This is a genomic window from Pseudonocardia sp. ICBG1034 (assembly GCF_020131375.1).
GTDB classification, from domain to species: domain Bacteria; phylum Actinomycetota; class Actinomycetes; order Mycobacteriales; family Pseudonocardiaceae; genus Pseudonocardia; species Pseudonocardia alni.
Map to the genome: position 1 here is coordinate 787,175 of NZ_JAHLEK010000017.1, position 17,244 is coordinate 804,418.

General features: G+C 74.4%; 17 protein-coding genes and 1 riboswitch. Of the genes, 4 read left to right on the top strand and 13 right to left on the bottom strand.

The window, feature by feature from the left end; genetic code table 11:
• Positions 1 to 53: 53 nt before the first annotated feature.
• A riboswitch (cobalamin riboswitch) is annotated at positions 54 to 127 on the bottom strand.
• Positions 128 to 182: 55 nt separating this feature from the next.
• The 7 genes from KPF22_RS18350 to KPF22_RS18380 form a co-directional block, all read right to left on the bottom strand.
• Positions 183 to 809, bottom strand: a complete 627-nt coding sequence (locus KPF22_RS18350) for a hypothetical protein (RefSeq protein ID WP_224402785.1) — start codon at positions 807 to 809, stop codon at positions 183 to 185.
• Between the two features lie 7 nt (positions 810 to 816).
• Positions 817 to 1,077: a hypothetical protein gene (locus KPF22_RS18355; protein WP_224402786.1), complete on the bottom strand. Its 261-nt coding sequence runs from the start codon at positions 1,075 to 1,077 to the stop codon at positions 817 to 819.
• A gap of 69 nt (positions 1,078 to 1,146) precedes the next feature.
• Positions 1,147 to 2,202: an ABC transporter ATP-binding protein gene (locus KPF22_RS18360; RefSeq protein WP_224402787.1), complete on the bottom strand. Its 1,056-nt coding sequence runs from the start codon at positions 2,200 to 2,202 to the stop codon at positions 1,147 to 1,149.
• Positions 2,190 to 3,062 (bottom strand): nitrilase-related carbon-nitrogen hydrolase, encoded by an 873-nt coding sequence (locus tag KPF22_RS18365; protein WP_224402788.1) that lies wholly within the window; start codon positions 3,060 to 3,062, stop codon positions 2,190 to 2,192. Before KPF22_RS18365 ends, KPF22_RS18360 begins: the two co-directional genes overlap by 13 nt.
• 61 nt (positions 3,063 to 3,123) lie before the next feature.
• Positions 3,124 to 4,290, bottom strand: coding sequence for a hypothetical protein (locus KPF22_RS18370; RefSeq protein WP_208819589.1), 1,167 nt, complete (start codon positions 4,288 to 4,290; stop codon positions 3,124 to 3,126).
• A 13-nt stretch (positions 4,291 to 4,303) separates the two neighbouring features.
• Positions 4,304 to 5,299 carry an ester cyclase gene (locus KPF22_RS18375; protein ID WP_062402623.1) on the bottom strand — a complete coding sequence of 332 codons (996 nt, stop codon included), beginning with the start codon at positions 5,297 to 5,299 and terminating at the stop codon, positions 4,304 to 4,306.
• A gap of 96 nt (positions 5,300 to 5,395) precedes the next feature.
• Positions 5,396 to 6,391, bottom strand: coding sequence for a LacI family DNA-binding transcriptional regulator (locus KPF22_RS18380; RefSeq protein ID WP_208819587.1), 996 nt, complete (start codon positions 6,389 to 6,391; stop codon positions 5,396 to 5,398).
• 125 nt (positions 6,392 to 6,516) lie between these two features.
• On the opposite strand from KPF22_RS18380, the gene hisD (KPF22_RS18385) reads away from it, so the two are divergent.
• Genes hisD (KPF22_RS18385) through KPF22_RS18395 form a run of 3 tightly spaced genes read left to right on the top strand, consistent with a single transcriptional unit; the run spans position 6,517 to position 9,331 of the window.
• Entirely contained in the window at positions 6,517 to 7,848 is a 1,332-nt protein-coding gene (gene hisD / locus KPF22_RS18385) for a histidinol dehydrogenase (protein WP_208819585.1), read from the top strand.
• Entirely contained in the window at positions 7,845 to 8,606 is a 762-nt protein-coding gene (locus tag KPF22_RS18390; protein ID WP_208819583.1) for an SDR family NAD(P)-dependent oxidoreductase, read from the top strand. The genes hisD (KPF22_RS18385) and KPF22_RS18390 overlap by 4 nt, the downstream gene beginning before the upstream one ends.
• A complete protein-coding gene (locus KPF22_RS18395) occupies positions 8,603 to 9,331 on the top strand; it encodes an HpcH/HpaI aldolase/citrate lyase family protein (RefSeq protein WP_224402789.1) in 729 nt (242 codons plus the stop codon). Before KPF22_RS18390 ends, KPF22_RS18395 begins: the two co-directional genes overlap by 4 nt.
• Before the next feature lie 235 nt (positions 9,332 to 9,566).
• Here KPF22_RS18395 and KPF22_RS18400 read toward each other — a convergent pair whose 3' ends face one another.
• The 6 genes from KPF22_RS18400 to KPF22_RS18425 are packed head-to-tail and all read right to left on the bottom strand — an operon-like array spanning position 9,567 to position 16,101.
• Positions 9,567 to 10,259, bottom strand: coding sequence for an alpha/beta fold hydrolase (locus KPF22_RS18400; protein WP_224402790.1), 693 nt, complete (start codon positions 10,257 to 10,259; stop codon positions 9,567 to 9,569).
• A 3-nt stretch (positions 10,260 to 10,262) separates the two neighbouring features.
• Positions 10,263 to 11,159, bottom strand: a complete 897-nt coding sequence (locus KPF22_RS18405) for a carbohydrate ABC transporter permease (RefSeq protein ID WP_208819579.1) — start codon at positions 11,157 to 11,159, stop codon at positions 10,263 to 10,265.
• On the bottom strand, positions 11,156 to 12,022 hold the full coding sequence (locus KPF22_RS18410) for a carbohydrate ABC transporter permease (protein WP_062402601.1): 867 nt from the start codon (positions 12,020 to 12,022) through the stop codon (positions 11,156 to 11,158). Before KPF22_RS18410 ends, KPF22_RS18405 begins: the two co-directional genes overlap by 4 nt.
• A gap of 39 nt (positions 12,023 to 12,061) precedes the next feature.
• Positions 12,062 to 13,396, bottom strand: coding sequence for an ABC transporter substrate-binding protein (locus KPF22_RS18415; RefSeq protein WP_224402791.1), 1,335 nt, complete (start codon positions 13,394 to 13,396; stop codon positions 12,062 to 12,064).
• Positions 13,397 to 13,408: 12 nt separating this feature from the next.
• Positions 13,409 to 14,728 carry a histidinol dehydrogenase gene (gene hisD / locus KPF22_RS18420; protein WP_224402792.1) on the bottom strand — a complete coding sequence of 440 codons (1,320 nt, stop codon included), beginning with the start codon at positions 14,726 to 14,728 and terminating at the stop codon, positions 13,409 to 13,411.
• A gap of 59 nt (positions 14,729 to 14,787) precedes the next feature.
• Complete coding sequence (locus KPF22_RS18425) at positions 14,788 to 16,101, bottom strand: extracellular solute-binding protein (RefSeq protein ID WP_224402793.1); 1,314 nt, start codon at positions 16,099 to 16,101, stop codon at positions 14,788 to 14,790.
• A 106-nt stretch (positions 16,102 to 16,207) separates the two neighbouring features.
• On the opposite strand from KPF22_RS18425, the gene KPF22_RS18430 reads away from it, so the two are divergent.
• Positions 16,208 to 17,188, top strand: coding sequence for an NlpC/P60 family protein (locus KPF22_RS18430; RefSeq protein WP_208819576.1), 981 nt, complete (start codon positions 16,208 to 16,210; stop codon positions 17,186 to 17,188).
• The last annotated feature ends 56 nt before the right edge of the window (positions 17,189 to 17,244 follow it).

The window sequence follows — 17,244 nt, forward strand, 5'->3', positions numbered from 1 at the left end:
ACGTACCTTCCTCGGGATCCTCGTCCCGGGTGGGGTGGCGCGGCGAACGGGCGCAGTGTCTGGCTCCCCCTCGCCGCGGCGAGGGGTCACAGTGGCGGGACCGCGCCGGACTCGCACCGGCTTCCTGGGGTTCCGCTCGCCGTCTTCGGTTGTCGTGAGTCACCATCGGTGGCGCCACCGGGTCACGTCAAGGAGCGCTCGACCAGGGTGGTGATCCGCACGTGCGACGGTGTGGCGGGGGCCGAGCCGAAGCCGAACCGGACCGGCGGGACGACCGGGGCCAGCCCGCCGCAGTCGCCGTCGTCCCAGCGGGCCCAGGCGGCGGCGACGCGGTGCAGGTCGCGGGCCCCGTAGTACTCGCGCCGGCCGCCGCCGGCACTGCCGACGGTCCGTACCCCGGGCACGGCCCTGCGGGCGATCGGGTCGATCACCCGCAGCCACCACGGGTGCACCGCGAGCGGTCCCGGGACCGCGCGCAGCAGCCTGCCGAGCAGCGGGCGGCCGCCGATCCGCCAGCTCACCTCCAGCGGGCCCGCCACGACCCGTCGCCGGTCGTCGTCGACGGTGTGGCTCACCGGGACGACCCGGACCTCGTCGAAGGTGTAGGTGGCCGAGACGAACTCCGCGACCTCCCCGGTCGGGGCGAGCAGGGTGCGGTGCCCGTCGGCGGACTCGGTCATGACGTCGGTGAACGACCCCAGCGGGGTGTCCGGCCAGTGGCCGACCACGATCCGTCTGCCCGAGGTCGTGCCCAGCCCGCAGATCCAGCCGTCGAAGCGGTCCAGGACGGGGGATCCGGCGGTAGGCACCCCGCCATCAGAGCGGATCGGCGCCGTTCCCGCCCGGGGAGACCCCGTCCGTGCCGGCCCGCCCGAGGTCACGGGCCTGCAGGGCGGGCCACGCCCTGATCGGCACGGCGGCGCAGGTGGTCGTCCTCGGCCCGGCCGAGCGCGACGACGCGTTCGCCGCGGTCGTCGAGGCGGCGCTGCCCCCGGTGTTCGCCGAGCTCGGCTGCGGGCCGGTCGCGTTCGTCGCGGTCTCGCTCGCGGCCCGCCCCGTCGACGACGGCGTCCGCACCGGCCGGGACCGGCGGGTGGGCGCCGCCGGGGCCGGGACGGAGGGACCCGGGCGGCGGCGTCCGGGCCGTCAGCCCAGCCGGGTGCCGTCCGCGGCGAACAGGTGGGTACGCGCCGGGTCCGGTGCCAGGTGCACCCCGGTGCCCCGCGCCGGGGGCCGGCGCCCGTCCACCCGGGCGACCATCGGGTGCTCGACGCCGTCGAGGCGGGTGCGGCCGTAGACGTAGGCGTCCGCGCCGAGCTCCTCGACCAGGTCGATCTCCAGGGGGATGCCGTCGTCGGCGAGGTGCAGGTCCTCGGGGCGGACCCCGAGGGTGACCGTGTCCCCCGCCCCGCGCGGCACCGCGACGTCGACACCGCCCAGCCGGACGCCGTCCGCGGTCACCGGCAGGCTCAGCAGGTTCATCGCGGGCGAGCCGATGAACCCGGCGACGAAGGCGTTGGCCGGGCGGGCGTAGAGCTCGCCGGGAGCGGCGCACTGCTGCAGCAGACCGTCCTTGAGCACGGCCACCCGGTCGCCCATCGTCATGGCCTCGACCTGGTCGTGGGTGACGTAGACGGTGGTGACCCCCAGCCGGCGCTGCAGCGAGGCGATCTGGGTGCGGGTCTGCACGCGCAGCTTGGCGTCGAGGTTGGACAGGGGCTCGTCCATCAGGAACACCTGCGGCTGGCGGACGATCGCGCGTCCCATCGCGACGCGCTGGCGCTGCCCGCCCGACAGCGCCTTGGGCTTGCGCTCGAGGTAGGCCTCCAGGTCGAGGATGCGCGCGGCCTCGGCGACCCGGTGCGCGATCTCGGCCTTCGCGGTCCCCGCCATCCGCAGCGCGAAGCCCATGTTCTCGGCGACCGACATGTGCGGGTAGAGGGCGTAGTTCTGGAACACCATCGCGATGTCGCGTTCCTTGGGGGCGACGCCGGTGACGTCGCGCTCGCCGATGCGGATGCGGCCGCCGTCGACGTCCTCCAGACCGGCGAGCATCCGCAGCGAGGTGGTCTTGCCGCAGCCCGACGGCCCGACCAGCACGAGGAACTCGCCGTCGGCGATCTCGAGGTCCAGGGCGTCGACGGCGGCCCGGGTCGACCCGGGGTAGCGCCGCGTCACCGCGTCGTAGGTCACGCCGGCCATGGTGGTGGTCCTTCCGGTGGTGGGTCGGGCTCGCGGTACAGCGGCGGCCTGCGGTCGCGCAGGACGTGGTTGTGCGGGGTGAGGCGCTTGTCGCGGGCGGCGGCCGGGTCGAGCGTGGCCAGCAGCACGCCGGGCTCCCCCGGCGGCGGACCGCCGGGCCCGGCGAGCAGGTCCCCGTCGGCGCCGGCGATCACCGGCGCCCCGAACCAGGCGACCCCGCGCTCGGTGCCGCAGCGGTCCGCGGCCACCACGTGCACCCGGTACGCCCCGGCGACGGCGCGCACCTTCGCCACCTCGAGCGGGTCCTGCCCGCCGGGGGTCGGGCGCCACGGCCAGTTCACCGGCGCGGCCACGATCTCGGCAGCGTCCTGCGCGGCCCGGCGCACCCACTCGGGGAACTCCAGGTCGTAGCAGACCATCGGGGCGATCCGGCCGGCCGCGGTCGGGACGACCGGCGGTGCGGCGTGGCCGGGGGTGAACAGCGTGTGCTCGCGGTCCCAGAGGTGGACCTTGCGGTAGACCGCGCGGGGCACCCCGTCCTCGACGAGGACGGCGCTGTTGTACACGCGGCCGTCGTCGCCGAGCTCGGCGAACCCGGCGACGACGACGCAGCGCAGCTCCGCCGACAGGGCCGCGAAGCGGGCGACGGTGGGACCGTCGGCGGGTTCGGCGGCGGCCCGCGCCTCGGCGGCGTCGGCGAAGGCGTACCCGCAGACGGTGAGCTCCGGCAGGACGACGAGCCGGGCCCCGCCGGCGACCGCCTCGCGCACCGCGTGCTCGGCGATCGCCGGGTCCGGGGCGTCGATCCGCGCCGGGATCCGGCACGCCGCCACCGTCACCGCACCGGCGGCGCCCGGCACCACCGGTCCGGGCGCCGCCCCCGTCGGCCCCGTGGGTCCTGTCCGCGGCATCGGCCCGGCCTCAGTCGTCCTCGGCCGCGAACGCCAGCACGGCGGCCGGGGCGAGGTAGCCGTCGGCGTCGAGGACCCGGCCCCGGTCACGGGCACCGGCCACGACCTCGGGCGCCCACTCGTGCCGGACCCGGCCGTCGCCGCCGGTGACGACCAGCAGCTCACCGGTGCCGGGGGTGGCGGTCCGGCCGCCGTCGGCGTCGAGCGCGGTCATCGACCGCCAGGCGCCGGGCGGCACCGACAGGGTGTCCCGCGGGCCGAGCTCGACCGTGCGCGCGTCGTCGCCGGTGTTGAGGGTGACCGCCCAGTGCCCGGCCTTCACCGTCAGCACCTGGGTCGCGTCGTGCCGGTGGGTGAGCACGCCGTCCCCGGGCAGGGCGCGCAGCCACGCCAGCGCGAACCCGTGCGGGTCGAGCAGCCGCGGTGCCGCGGCCCGGCTCTCCGCGGTGCCCCAGCCGATGACCGGGGCGAGCTCGGCGCCACCGCCGGGCAGCCGCGAGCACAGGTAGGGCTCGGCGACCCACGGCCGGTCGGCGGCGTGCACCACGCGGCCGCGGAACTGCTCGGCGGTGTAGACGTCGAGCCGGTCGATCTCGGCCTGGTCCATCGGCCGGATCAGCGCGACGTCCTCGGGCAGCGGGTCCCCGGCGACGGTGTCGATGAGCCGGTTGTCCGCGGTGAGGTGCAGGCCGTGACCGGCGGCCTCGGCCAGGACCGTGGGGCCCCAGATGATGCCGCCGGTGTCGTCGCGGCCCAGGACGGTGAGCAGGATGCCGTCGTCGTCACCGACGTTGGTGAAGCCGCGGAAGATCCACGGCGGGACCGAGACGATGTCGCCGTCGACGCTGCGGTAGGTGCCCTGCGTGCCGTCCGGGCCCCAGCGGAGCTGGTAGTCGCCGTCGAGGTTGATGAAGACCTCGGCGGTGAAGTGCAGGTGCAGGCTGTTCGTGGTGCCGTGCGGCATGCCCGCCGCACCGAGGTTGAAGCCGTGCGGCTCGCGGAGGTTGACGTGCTGGGACGCGTTCTGCGTGACCCCGGGGCCGATGAAGGAGTAGTTGTCCTTGCGGTCCGAGCCCGGGGTGCGGCAGTCGATGAACGCGGCCCTGCACGGGACCCAGTCCGCGTGCCGGACGGTGCGGCGGACGAGCTCGTCCGCGCTGACCACCGTGTCGTGCATGTCGGTGCTCCGGTCAGTAGATGTTGGTGTCGGTGAACGCCTCGGTCCGGCCGGCGTCGATCTGCGCACGCAGCGCGATCTCGTCGAACACCCGGACCTCCTTGACGATGCGGCCGCCCTGGACCAGGAACTGCGAGACGCCGAGCAGCTCCACCTCGCCCCCGGTGAGCGGACCGAACGCCGGTGTCCCGCGGTAGGTCCCGCGCATCACCCAGGTCACCGCGATCCGCAGGCCGGCGTAGCGCTCGGCGTGGTTGGTCTGGACGTCGCGGACCTCGAACCGGGCGTCCGGGAACGGTGCGACGAGCGCGAGCAGGTCGCGCTGGTAGCCGTCCGGACGCACCACGGTCCGGTCCCCGACGGTGTGCAGGAACAGGTCACGGTGCATGTAGTCGGTGACCTTCTGGTAGCGCCGGGAGTTCCAGACCTCCTCGAGGAACTCCAGCACCATCTCGCACTCGGGCCGGAAGTCGTCCGGCCGCGGCCCGCTGTCGCCGACGGCGAGCACGTCCTTCGGCGGCTGCTCGGTCATCGAGCCCTGGTAGCCGCGGAAGCGCTGCCCCCGGGCCGCCTCGGCCGGGTCGATGCCCCGCTGCAGGCACTCGGCGAGCTCGTCGCGGACCACCCACTCCTCGACCATGCGGCCCCGCCGGTAGAGGCAGTTGGCGATGGTGCGCTTGCGGATCCGCTTCACGACGCCGTCGACGAGGATCTCGTCGGCCGAGAAGACCAGGTGCGAGCTCAGGAACGCGTCGTCGCCGCGGGCCTCCCACACCACGTCCTCCGCCTGGCCGACGTGCTGCGGGGTGCCCGCGATGCGCATCAGGCTGCCCTCGATCACCCCGTCGCGGCCGACCACGGTGCCGAGACCGCCGTGGACGATCGAGTCCGGCTCGTAGTTGTCGACGATGTAGGACACGTCCCGCTGGACCCAGATCCGGTCGGTCACCTCGCGGATGAAGTCGTCCGGGTCGTTGTAGGGCTCGTACGCGACCGGGTCGAGCGTCATGGTGGTCCTTCCTCGTCGGGTCCGTGCGCCTCGCACTGTATGCGTATGCACAACCGACGGCAAGGGTCCCGCGGGGATTTCCGGCGACCGGAGCGGCTACGCCCGGGGCGCGTCCACGGTGGCACGGGCGACGTAGTGCGTCGGGTACACGACGTGCCGCGGCTCGGCCCCGGGGTCGGTCAGCCGGGCGACGACCAGACGGGCGGACTCCCGCGCGACCTCGTCCAGGTCGTAGGCGACGGTGCTGAGCCGGACCAGGGCCCAGCGTGAGGTGGGCAGGTCGTCGAAGCCGACCACCGAGGTGTGACCGGGCACCGGGACGCCGGCCTCGGCGGCCGCGTCGAGCGCCCCGAGCGCGACGACGTCGTTGCCGCACAGCAGCAGGGTCGGGCCACCGGCCCGCTCGTGCAGCGTGCGGAACCCCTCGCGACCGGTCGCGAAGTCGAACGGACCGTGCAGGACGTCGCGCTGGGCGAGCGCCAGCCCGTGCTCGTCGAGCACCGTGCGGACGACCTGCTCGCGCAGCTCACCGGTACTGGTGTTGCGCGGCCCGAAGATGGCCCCGACCCGGGTGTGACCCAGGCGGACGGCCTCCGCGACCACCTCGCGCACGCCCTGCTCGGGGTCGACGGTCACCGCGTCGGCGGCCACGCTGGGCGCGGTCCGGTTCAGGTAGACGAACGGCACGCCGCGGTCGCGCAGCCGGGCGGGCTGGATGGAGTCCACCGTCGTCGTCGACAGCACCACCCCGGCCAGGCCGTGCGCGGCGACCCGCTCGGGCAGCGGCGCGGTCCCGGCCGACTCGGTGATCAGCACGAGCTCGTGACCGAGTGCCTCCAGCTCGTGGTGCAGCGGGCCGATCATGTTCGCGTAGAACTGGTTCTCCAGGTCGGCGACGACCAGCCCGATCCGGTTCGAGCGGCCCACCGACAGCGCGCGCCCGATCGCGTTGGTCGAGTAGCCCAGCGCCAGGGCCGCCTCACGGACCCTGCGCTTGGTCGCCTCGGAGACCCGGGGGTGATCGGTGAGCGCGCGCGACACCGTCGGCTGCGAGACCCCGGCGAGCCTCGCCACGTCGCGACTGGTGACCATGTCCGCCCTTCCCCCGACCGCGCTCCGAGCCTAGTGCGCCCCGGGACGCACCCTTGACAGCGGCGCGTCACCGCCGTTCACTGCGAACCCGTAGCGCATACGTATGTTATGCCAGGGAGGACGGAATGTCGCAGGAACTGAAGAGCGCGACGGGGTCGGCCCCGCGCCGCAGCGACGAGGGCGTCGCCGCACGGGTGCGGGCGATCGTGGACGGCGTGCGGACGCGCGGCGACGCGGCGGTGCGGGAGTACGCGGACCGGTTCGACGGCCGCGCACCGGAGCGCCTGACCCCCGCGCGGGTCGACGAGCTGGTCGCGTCGCTGCCGCAGCAGGTCGTCGACGACATCCGGTTCGTGCAGGACCAGGTCCGGAACTTCGCGCGGGTCCAGCGGGAGTCCCTGCACGACGTCGAGGTCGAGACACTGCCCGGGGTGGTCCTCGGGCACCGGCACGTGCCGGTCGGCTCGGCGGGCGCGTACGTACCCGGCGGGCGGTACCCGCTGACCGCCTCGGCGCACATGACGATCGTGACCGCGAAGGCCGCGGGGGTGCCGCACGTGGTCGCGGCCACGCCGCCGATCCGCGGCGAGGTCCCGGCGGCGACGGTGGCGGCGATGCACCTGGCCGGCGCCGACGAGATCCACGTCCTCGGCGGGGTCCAGGCCGTCGCGGCGATGGCGCTGGGCACCGGGTCGGTCTCCGCGGTCGACATGCTGGCCGGTCCGGGCAACGCCTATGTGGCGGAGGCGAAGCGGCAGCTCTACGGCGAGGTCGGCATCGACCTGTTCGCCGGCCCCACCGAGATCCTCGTCGTCGCCGACGGGACCGCGGACCCGCTGACCGTCGCCGTCGACCTGCTGTCACAGGCCGAGCACGGCCCGGACTCCCCCGCCGTGCTCGTCACGACCTCCGAGGCGCTGGGCCGGGCCGTGCTCGACCTGGTCGGGCGGCTGCTGCCGGGCCTGCCCACGAACGACCTGGCCGGGCCCGCGTGGCACGACCACGGCCGGATCGTCGTGTGCGACGACGCCGACGAGATGTGGCGGGTCGCCGACGACCTCGCCGCCGAGCACGTCCAGGTCCTCACCGCCGAGCCCCGCGACGCCCTGGAGCGGATGCGCAACTACGGTGCGCTGTTCCTCGGGGAGAACACCTGCGTGTCCTACGGGGACAAGGTGATCGGGACGAACCACGTGCTCCCCACGCTCGGTGCCGCGCGCTACACGGGCGGGCTGTGGGTCGGGAAGTACCTCAAGACCTGCACCTACCAGGAGGTCCGCGACCCCGCGACGAGCGCCGAGCTCGGCCGGGTGTGCGGGCGCGCGTCGCGGGTGGAGCTGTTCGAGGGGCACGCCCGCTCCGGGGACCTGCGGGCCTGGCGGCACGGCGGGGACCGCGTCGACTGGCTGGACGAGATCGCACCGCTCGGGAGCACGGCACCGGTGGCCGGGTCGTGAGCACGCCGGTCACGGGACGCACCGCGCTGGTGACCGGCGGCGGCAGCGGGCTGGGTGCGGCGATCGCGTCGCACCTGGCCGGTGCCGGGGCGCGGGTCGTGCTGGCCGGTCGGCGTGCCGACGCCCTCACCGCGACCGCGGCCCGGATCGGGCCCGCCGCCCGGGCCGAGGTGTGCGACGTCGCCGACCCGGACTCCGTCGCGGACCTGGCGGTCCGGCTCGCCGACGAGGAGGTCTCGATCGTCGTCAACAACGCCGGGATCGCCGGTCCGGTGGCCCCGCTGGTCGAGGTGACCCCGCAGGAGTGGGACGAGGTGTTCGCGGTCAACGTGCGCGGCACCTACCTGGTGTGCCGGGCGTTCCTGCCGCCGATGCTCGAGCGCGGGGACGGCGACGTGGTCAACGTGGCCTCGGTGTCGGGGAAGCGGCCGCTGGCCCGGCGCACGCCCTACTGCGCGTCGAAGACCGCGGTGCTCGGCCTGACCTCGACGCTCGCGTTCGAGGCGGGCCCGGCCGGGGTGCGGGTCAACGCGCTGTCCCCCGGCCCCGTCGAGGGCGACCGGATGGACCGGAACTTCGCGCTGGAGGCGCAGCGGACCGGCACCGACGTCGCCGCGGCGCGTGCGGCGTTCGTCGGGCGGGCCGCGCTCGGCCGGATGATCACCGCCGACGAGGTGGGCGCGGCCGTCGTCGCGATGCTCGCCATGCCGGGGCTGTCCGGCGCCGACGTCGACCTGTCCGCGGGGATGATCGCGTGAGGGCGCGGGTCGCCGCCGGGGAACGGCTCGCCGGGGCGCTGGTGCGGATGCCCTGCGAGGAGATCGTGGAGATGCTCGCCGTCGCCGGCCTGGACTTCGTACTGATCGACTGCGAGCACGGGCCGGCCGACGTGTCGATGCTGCGCACCCACATCGCGTTCGCCGACGCGCACGGCCTGCCGGTCCTCGTACGAACCGGGGAGGACGAGCACCACCTCGCCCAGCGGGCGCTCGACCAGGGCGCCCGCGGGATCGTCGCCCCGCACGTGGAGGACGCCGCACAGGCCACGGCACTGGTGCGGGCGCTGCGTCACCCCCCGCACGGCACACGGGGGTTCGCGACCTACCCGCGGGCGGGGAGGTTCGGCAGCGTCACCGCCGAGGAGCACCGCGCGGCGGCCGAGGACGTGCTGGTCGTGGCGATGCTGGAGTCGCCCGGTGCCCTCGCGCGCGCCGGGGAGATCGTCGGCGTGGACGGGATCGACGGCTGGCTCGTCGGCGTCGCGGACCTGGGTGCGTCCCGCACGGGCACCGACCCGTCCGTCGCCGGGATGCTGGAGTCGGTGCGCGCCGACCCGGCTGTCCGGGACGCCGTACGGGCCGATCTGGCGAGTTCGGCGGACGCGGCCGCGGCGTCGTTCGCGGGTGGGGCGCAGCTGGTGGTCTACAACCTGACCGCGGTCATGATGGCGTCGTTCCGGGAGCTGGCCGCGGCGACGGGCTGAGCCGGCCGTGATCGCCACGCGCGAGGGTTCCGGTGCCACGGACGGCACCGGAACCCTCGTTCGTGCTGATCGTGCGGACAGGTGGCCGCCTCGGCTCCCGGCCCCGAGGTGATCCGCGCCGCGCGCGCGGGGCCGGTCGTCGCGCGCGTCCCGACACGCGCGAACAGCCGATCACCGCGCGGGCGTCGGATCAGCACGCGGACACGGGATCGCGGCCCGGGGTCCGGCTCATCGATCAGCGGGCGGAGCGCCCGTGCACCTCGGCCAGCCAGTCCCCCGTCAGCTCCGCCACCGTGTCCGGGGCCTCGACCGGGAGCAGGTGACCGGCGCCCGGCAGCACGTGCAGCCGGGCGCCCGGCACCAGCCCGGCGATCTCGGTGTGCCGGTCGACCGGGCACAGCCGGTCGAGCGCCCCGGCCAGCACCAGGGTCGGCACCGCGACGGCGGGCAGGGCCGGGCGCTCGTCGACGCGGGAGCCCTGCAGCCGCAGCTGGGCCGCGAGCCGGCGCTCACCGACCTCGTCGGCCATCCGCAACGCGGTGTCGTCGTGCGACCGGTCGTGCAGCAGCAGCTCCAGGGGCTGCAGAGCGCGGGCGGGGGCGCCGTCGTCGAGCCGCGTGAGCGCCGCGTCCCAGCCGGCGCGCTGCGCGGGCGTCGGCGGGCGGGCGTTGGTCGCCATCAGGCACAGCCCGGCGACCCGGTCCGGGGCCCGCCGGGTCAGCGCCATCGCGACGATCCCGCCCAGGCTGAGCCCGCCGAGGGCGAACCGGTCGGGCAGCGCGTCGAGCAGCGCCTCGACCTGGTCGTCGAGGGTCGGCCGGTCGAGGACCGGGTGCAGCGCCCCGGCCCCCGCCGGGCCCCACAGCCGGGCCGAGCAGTTCATGCCCGACAGCAGGACCAGCGGCGGGGACGACGGGACGGCGGGCACCGCTCAGCCCTTGACCGAGCCCGCGCCCAGACCGGCCACCAGGTACCGCTGGGCGACGAAGGCGAACCCGATCACCGGCAGCGTCAGCAGGATCGCGGCGGCGCCGGCCTGCTGCAGCATCGGCAGCGTCTGCCCGAGCTGGGTGGCGATGAAGACCGGGACGGTGCGGGCGACGACGTCGGTGAGGACGTTCGCCGTCAGGTACTCCTGGAACGCGAACAGGAACATGAAGATCCCGGCGGTGAGGATGCCCGGGCCCATCAGCGGCACCATCACCCGCCACAGGATCTGGAAGCGGCTGCAGCCGTCGAGCATCGCGGCCTCGTCGAGCTCCTTGGGGATCTCGGCGAAGAAGTTGCGCAGCAGCCAGATGGAGAACGGCTGGTTGATCGCCACGAGCGCCGCGGCGACGGCGAAGGTCGTGTCGTAGATCCCCAGCGAACGCGACAGCTCGTACATCGGCAGCACGACCGCGAACCGGGGCAGCGCGCGGAAGATCAGCGCCGCGATGAGCAGCGCGACCGACACCCAGCCCGGGTAGCGCGACAGCGCGTACGCGGCGGGGATGCCGATCAGCAGCGCGATGACCGTGCTGATCAGCGCGACGACCAGGGTGTTGAGCAGGTACCGGTAGAACTCGGTGGTCTGCCACAGGTCGACGAACGCGGTGAAGGTGGGCTCCCAGGTGAACACCGGCGGGTCGAGGAAGGCGACGTCGGTCGGCTTGGTGACCGACATGGCCGTCCACAGCACCGGGCTCAGCATCACCCAGCAGATCACCAGCAGCAGGCCGCCGACCAGGACGGTCCGCCCGCGCGGGCGGCGGCGGGCCGGGGCGGGGCCGGTGTCGTCGGGCGGGCCGGGGGTGGTCGCCGGCGGGGCGGTCTGCACGCTGCTCACTGGCGGGCCTCCTTGGCCATGTCCCGGATGAACGGGGAGAGCAGCAGCACGATCAGGACGATGAGCAGCACGTTGATCGCGCTGCCGAGCCCCAGCTGCTGGCCGCCGTCCTGGAAGGCGATGTTGTAGATGTAGAGCATGATCGACTCGTTGCCGATCTGCGGTGCCTGCGGCGAGAGCGGGACGAGCTGGTCGAACGTCCGCAGCACGTCCATGATCGAGATGATCGAGACGAAGGTGAGGACGCCCCGGATGCTCGGCACGATCACGTGCCAGTGCACCCGCCAGCCGGTGGCGCCGTCGATCCGGGCGGCCTCGACGATCTCCCCCGGGACGCCCTGCAGCCCGGCGAGGATCACCAGCATGGCGAACGGCAGCATGAACCAGACCGTGTTGAGACCGATCATCACCCGGTTCGCCCACGGCTCGGTGAACCAGAGGATCTCGGCCCCGGTGAGCTCGGTGATCAGGTAGTTGACGACGCCGCCGAAGTTGGAGTCGAACAGCCAGGAGAACATCGTGGCGCCGACGACGTTGGGCACGACGTAGGACACCAGGAGCACGCCGAGCACCCAGGGGCGGGACCGGCCGAGCCCGTTGACCAGCACGGCGAGCAGGTAGCCCCCGACCAGCAGGACGGCGACGACGGCGACGGTCAGGCCGACGGTGAACAGCACCGCCCGCCCGAGCCGCGGGTCGGACAGGGCCTGGGCGTAGTTGTCCAGGCCGAGGAAGGTGCCGGGTTCGCCGTAGTTGACCCGCTGCAGGCTCCACTCCACGGTCTTGTAGAGCGGGAACAGCAGCAGGCCGAGCATCACCAGCAGGCTCGGGGAGACCAGTCCCAGGAACTCGCGCCTGCGCATGGTCGCCTCACCTCGCTCTCGTGGGTGGTGGGAAGGGGGTCAGCGCCGGTACTCGGCGACGATCGCGGTCGCGATCTCCTGCATCCGCTGCTGACCGTCCGGGATCGTCGTCCGGCCGGCCAGCACGTCGGCGACGACCGGGCGGGTCTCGTTGCTGATCCGTGAGGTCCACGGGAACGGCTCCGGCGGGGACGCCCGGCCGATCGCGTCGAGCTGGGCCGCGGCGAACGGGCTGCTCGCCGGGGTCACCATGCCCTCGCGGGCCGGGAACGCCGCGGGTACCGCGGCCCGCGACGACTCCTCCCCCACCGACGCGGCGACCAGCCGGAACAGCAGATCCTTGTCCACCTCGGTGTTCTCCGGGATGGCCCAGCCGTCCACCGACAGCGCGTTGTAGAGGACGTCCCCGCCGGCGACCGACGGCGGTGGGGCGAACGCGAAGTCGGTCGCGAACCGGCTGTTCGCCGGCAGGGTGAGGTCGAGCATACGGCCGCTGAACATGATCGCGATCGCCGCCGAGCCGTTGTACATCTGCTGCTGCACCGCGGGCTGGGCGAACGTCGTCACCTGCGGGTCCATGAACGGCAGCAGCGACCGCAGCTCGGTGAACGCCCGTGCCGCGGCCGGGGTGGTGAAGTTCGGGCGGCCGGTGTCGCGGTCGACGTAGTCGGTGCCCAGCGAGCCCAGTGCCGCGTCGTAGGCCGTCGCGACGTCCGAGCTCGCCAGCAGCGGCAGGGCCAGCGGGTAGCGGATCCCGCCGTCGCGCTGGATGCGGCCTGCGACCTCGCGCAGCTCGGCGAAGGTCCGCGGCGGGGTGATGCCGAGGCGGTCGAACACGTCGCGGCGGTAGGCCATGACGAAGGTCTGCGCCTGCATCGGGATGCCGTAGAGCTTCCCGTCGTAGGACAGCGCCGCGCGCATCTGCGGGTCGAGCCGGTCGAGCCCGAACTGCGCTCCGTAGCGGTTCATCAGGTCGTCGAGCGGGTGCAGCTTGCCGGTCGAGGCCTGCTGCGGGACGACGAACCCGTAGGTCTCGAGGATGTCGTAGGTGCCGTAGCGCCCGGCCAGCGTGGCCGTCGTCTTCTGCGACTGGCCCGCGTAGTCGACCGGCTCGTGGTGCAGGGTCACCCCGTCCTTGGAACAGCTGCGCACCATCGAGTTGGTGAACGGGTCGATCGCCGAGGAGTTGTAGGCCAGGACGTTCACGTCCACCGACGACGGTGGCGGTGGGAAGTCGCACGGGACGAGCGTGGCGGTGGCGGCGGGTGTCCGCGACCCGGCGCCGCACCCGGCGAGCAGCAGGACGACGGCGACCACCACCGCGACCATCGGCGGACGGGCGCCACGGCCGCCGGAAGCGGCTCGCTCGTACATACGCATGCGCGTTCAGTCCCGGAGCGCGTCGAGTCGGATGCGGGCGCTGTCGCGGTGCCCGACGAGCTGCTCGAAGTCCGAGACGGTGACCGTCGGCCCGGCCTGGGCGAGCGTGGCCTCGCGGGTCGCCCGCTGGTAGGTCAGCTGCTTGAGGAAGCCGGCCACCGACAGCCCGCCGGTGTAGCGCGCGCCCCGGGTCGTCGGCAACACGTGGTTGGTACCGGACATGCCCTTGTCGGCGTAGGCCACCGTCGAGTGCGGACCGAGGAACAGCGATCCGTAGTTGCGCAGCCGGCCCAGCCACCAGTCGAGGTCCTCGGCGATCACTTCGAGGTGCTCCGGAGCGAGGACGTCCATGACCCGGGCGACCGTCTCCCGGTCCGGTGCCAGGTAGACCGTGCCGTGGTCGCGCCAGGCCGCCCCGGCGATCGGGGCGGTCGCCAGGCCCGCGAGCTGCTTCTCGATCTCCCGCGGCACCTCCTCGGCCAGCCGCCCGGAGGTCGTGACCAGGGATGCGGGCGAGGTCGGCCCGTGCTCGGCCTGGGCCAGCAGGTCCGCGGCGACGGTCGCGGCGTCGGCGGTGTCGTCGGCGATCACGGCGACCTCCGACGGCCCGGCCAGCACGTCGATGCCCACCTGTCCGTAGAGCTGGCGCTTGGCCTCGGCCACGTAGGCGTTGCCGGCGCCGACGATCATGTCCGAGGGCGTCCCGTCGAGCAGCCCGAACGCCATGGCCGCGAGCGCCTGCACACCGCCGACGGCGTAGACCGCGTCGGCACCGCTGATGTGCGCCGCGTAGAGCACGGCCGGGTGCGGGCGGCCGTCGCGCGAGGGCGGGGTGGCCGCGACGACGTTCGGCACGCCCGCGACCCCGGCCACGCCGACGGTCATGAACGCGCCGGCCAGCAGCGGGAACCGGCCCGCGGGGAGGTAGGCGCCGACGTTCTGCACAGGGACCAGGCGCTGTCCGCACACGACCCCGGGCAGCACCTCGGACTCGAAGTCCTGCAGCCGCGCCCGCTGCATCCCGGCGAACCGGCGGGTCCGGTCGGCGCCCGCGTCGAGCGCCGAGCGCAGGTCCGCGGGCAGCTCGTCCCCGGCCCGGGCGAGCTCGGCGGGACCGACGAGCAGGTCGGAGCCGGTGAACCCGTCGAGGTCACGGGCGTAGCGCAGCACCGCGTCCATCCCGCCTGCGGAGATGGTGCGCAGCATCTCCGAGACGGTGGCGACCACGGCCGGGTCGCGCAGGTCCGCGCTGTCGGCGACGGCCGGCGCCTTCGCCACGGTGACGGGCGAGCCGATCCGCCGCATGTCCGCTTCAGTGAGGTGCATACGCATACACTAGAAGTCGCGGGCCGCACCTGACAAGGGCCGGACGACGCCCGGGCGGCTCAGCCCACCTCCCGGTACTCGGCGACGATCGCCGTGGCGATGTCCTGCATCCGCTGCTGCCCCTGGTCCACGGGGATCCGCCCGGCCAGCACGTCGGCCACCACCGGCCGCGTCGCGACCGAGATGCGCGAGGTCCACGGGAACGGCTCGGGCGGCGGGGCCTTCCCCAGCGCCTCCAGTTGTGCCGGCGCGAACGGGCTGCTGGCCGGCGTCACGCTGCCCAGCCGCGACGGGAACGCCGCCGGCACCGCCGCGCGCGCCGACTCCGGTCCCACCGACGCGGCCAGGAACCGGAACAGCAGGTCCGGGTCGACCTCGGTGTTGGCCGGGATCGCCCAGCCGTCGACCGACAGCGAGTTGTAGAGCACGTCGCCACCGGCGACCGACGGCGGCGGGGCGAACGCGAACTCCCGGGAGAAGCGGCTGTTGCGCTCCTGGACCAGGTCGAACATCCGGCCGCTGTACATGATCGCGATCGCCGCCGAGCCGTTGTACATCTGCTGCTGCACCGCGGGCTGGGCGAACGTCGTCACCTGCGGGTCCATGAACGGCAGCAGCGACCGCAGCTCGGTGAACGCCCGTGCCGCGGCCGGGGTGGTGAAGTTCGGGCGGCCGGTGTCGCGGTCGACGTAGTCGGTGCCCAGCGAGCCGAGCGCGGCGTCGTAGGCGGTGGCGATGTCGGCGCTCGCGAGCAACGGCAGCGCCAGCGGGTAGCGGATCCCGCCGTCGCGCTGCACCCGGGCCGCGACCTCGCGCAGCTCGGCGAAGGTCCGGGGTGGGGCCAGGCCGAGCCGGTCGAACACGTCGCGGCGGTAGACGAGCGTGAACGGCTGGGCCATGGTCGGCAGCCCGTAGAGCTTCCCGTCGTAGGACAGCGCCGCCAGCATCTCCGGGCTCAGCCGGTCCAGGCCGTACTCCTCGCGGTACCGGGCGACGAGGTCGTCGAGCGGTCGCAGCTTCCCGGTCGAGGCGAACTGCGGCACCACCAGCCCGTAGGTCTCGACGATGTCGTAGGTGCCGTAGCGCCCGGACAGCGTCGCGATGGTCTTCTGGGTCTGCCCGGCGAAGTCGATCGGCTCGTGGCGCAGCGTCACGCCGTCCCTGGAGCAGCTGCGGACCATCGTGTTCGTGAACGGGTCGACGGCCGAGGAGTTGTAGGCCAGCACCCGCACGTCGAGGCTCTGCGCGGGCGGCGGGAACGCGCACGGCACGAGCGTCGCCGTCGCGGCCGGGGTGCGTGAGCCCGCACCGCAGCCGGCCAGGAGCAGGGCCAGCACCGTCACGACGGCCGCGGTGATCCGGTGGGGGCGCACCGCACCATGAGAACCCACCCGTGTGGGCGGGGCCACTCCACCCGTCGTGGTGACCCGGCGGTGTGGCTGCTTGCCCCGGCCCACCCGGCTGTCGAGAGTCCCCGCCGTGCCCCGTGTCCTGTCCGTCCTGTTCGCCGCGGTGCTCGGCTGCGCCGTCCTGCCCGCGGTCGCCCTGCCCGCGGCCGCCGACGGACCGGGGCGCACGTTCGTCGCCGTGTCGGTCGCGACCGTGTGGACCTCACCGGACAGCCCGCGCCCGCGGGACCGGGCCGCCGTCGCCGCCCCGGCCGACCCGGCCGCGTGGATGGGGTCGATGAGCAGCGCGGACCGCCGCGAGCTCACCACCGCCTCGCGGACCCAGACCCAGGCGCTGCTCGGCGCCCCGGTGACCGTGACCGAGCGCCGCGACGGGTGGGCGCGGGTCGTCGTGCCCGGCCAGCCGTCGGGCAAGGACGGCCGCGGCTACCCCGGCTGGGTCCCCGCGGCCCAGCTCGTCGACGACCCCGCGTTCGGCGCGCTCGCCGCGGGGGCGCCCACCGGCACCGTCGACGGGGTCGCGACGGCCTGGCTGTACCGCGACCCGGCACGCACCGAACGGCTGCGCGAGGTCAGCGTGGGCACCCGGCTGCCGGTCGTCGGCGAGGCGGGCGACGCGGTCCGGGTCGCGCTGCCCGGCGGCGACCAGGCGTGGCTGGCGGCGGGTGAGCTGCGCGGAGGGGCCCCGCCCTCCCCGACCGGAGAGGGTCTGGTCACGACCGCGCGGCTGTTCCTGGACCGCCCCTACCTGTGGGGCGGGCGTTCCGGGTTCGGCCCGGACTGCTCGGGGCTGACCGGGCTGACCTACGCCCTGCACGGGATCACCGTCGGGCGGGACGCCTCCGACCAGTCCCGCGGCGGGCGCCCGGTCGACGACCCCGCCGACCTGCGCCCCGGTGACCTGCTGTTCTGGAACTCCCCGGCGACGCACGTCGCGATGTACGCCGGCGACGGCACGATGATCGAGGCCTTCGACGCGGCCACCCCGGTCCGGGTGACCCCGGTGCGGTTCGACGCGGCCTACTCCGGTGCCCGCCGGTACCTGCCGTGACCTGAACACCTGACGAGGTGTGACCGCCGCCCCGGGCGGGTCCCCCCACCGGTCGT

Coding starts and splice junctions, on each gene's coding strand:
- KPF22_RS18360 (WP_224402787.1), bottom strand. CDS start 2,202: ATGGCCGGCGTGACCTACGACGCGGTGACGCGGCGCTACCCCGGGTCG.
- KPF22_RS18410 (WP_062402601.1), bottom strand. CDS start 12,022: ATGCGCAGGCGCGAGTTCCTGGGACTGGTCTCCCCGAGCCTGCTGGTG.
- KPF22_RS18380 (WP_208819587.1), bottom strand. CDS start 6,391: ATGGTCACCAGTCGCGACGTGGCGAGGCTCGCCGGGGTCTCGCAGCCG.
- KPF22_RS18375 (WP_062402623.1), bottom strand. CDS start 5,299: ATGACGCTCGACCCGGTCGCGTACGAGCCCTACAACGACCCGGACGAC.
- hisD (WP_224402792.1), bottom strand. CDS start 14,728: ATGCACCTCACTGAAGCGGACATGCGGCGGATCGGCTCGCCCGTCACC.
- hisD (WP_208819585.1), top strand. CDS start 6,517: ATGTCGCAGGAACTGAAGAGCGCGACGGGGTCGGCCCCGCGCCGCAGC.
- KPF22_RS18370 (WP_208819589.1), bottom strand. CDS start 4,290: ATGCACGACACGGTGGTCAGCGCGGACGAGCTCGTCCGCCGCACCGTC.
- KPF22_RS18415 (WP_224402791.1), bottom strand. CDS start 13,396: ATGTACGAGCGAGCCGCTTCCGGCGGCCGTGGCGCCCGTCCGCCGATG.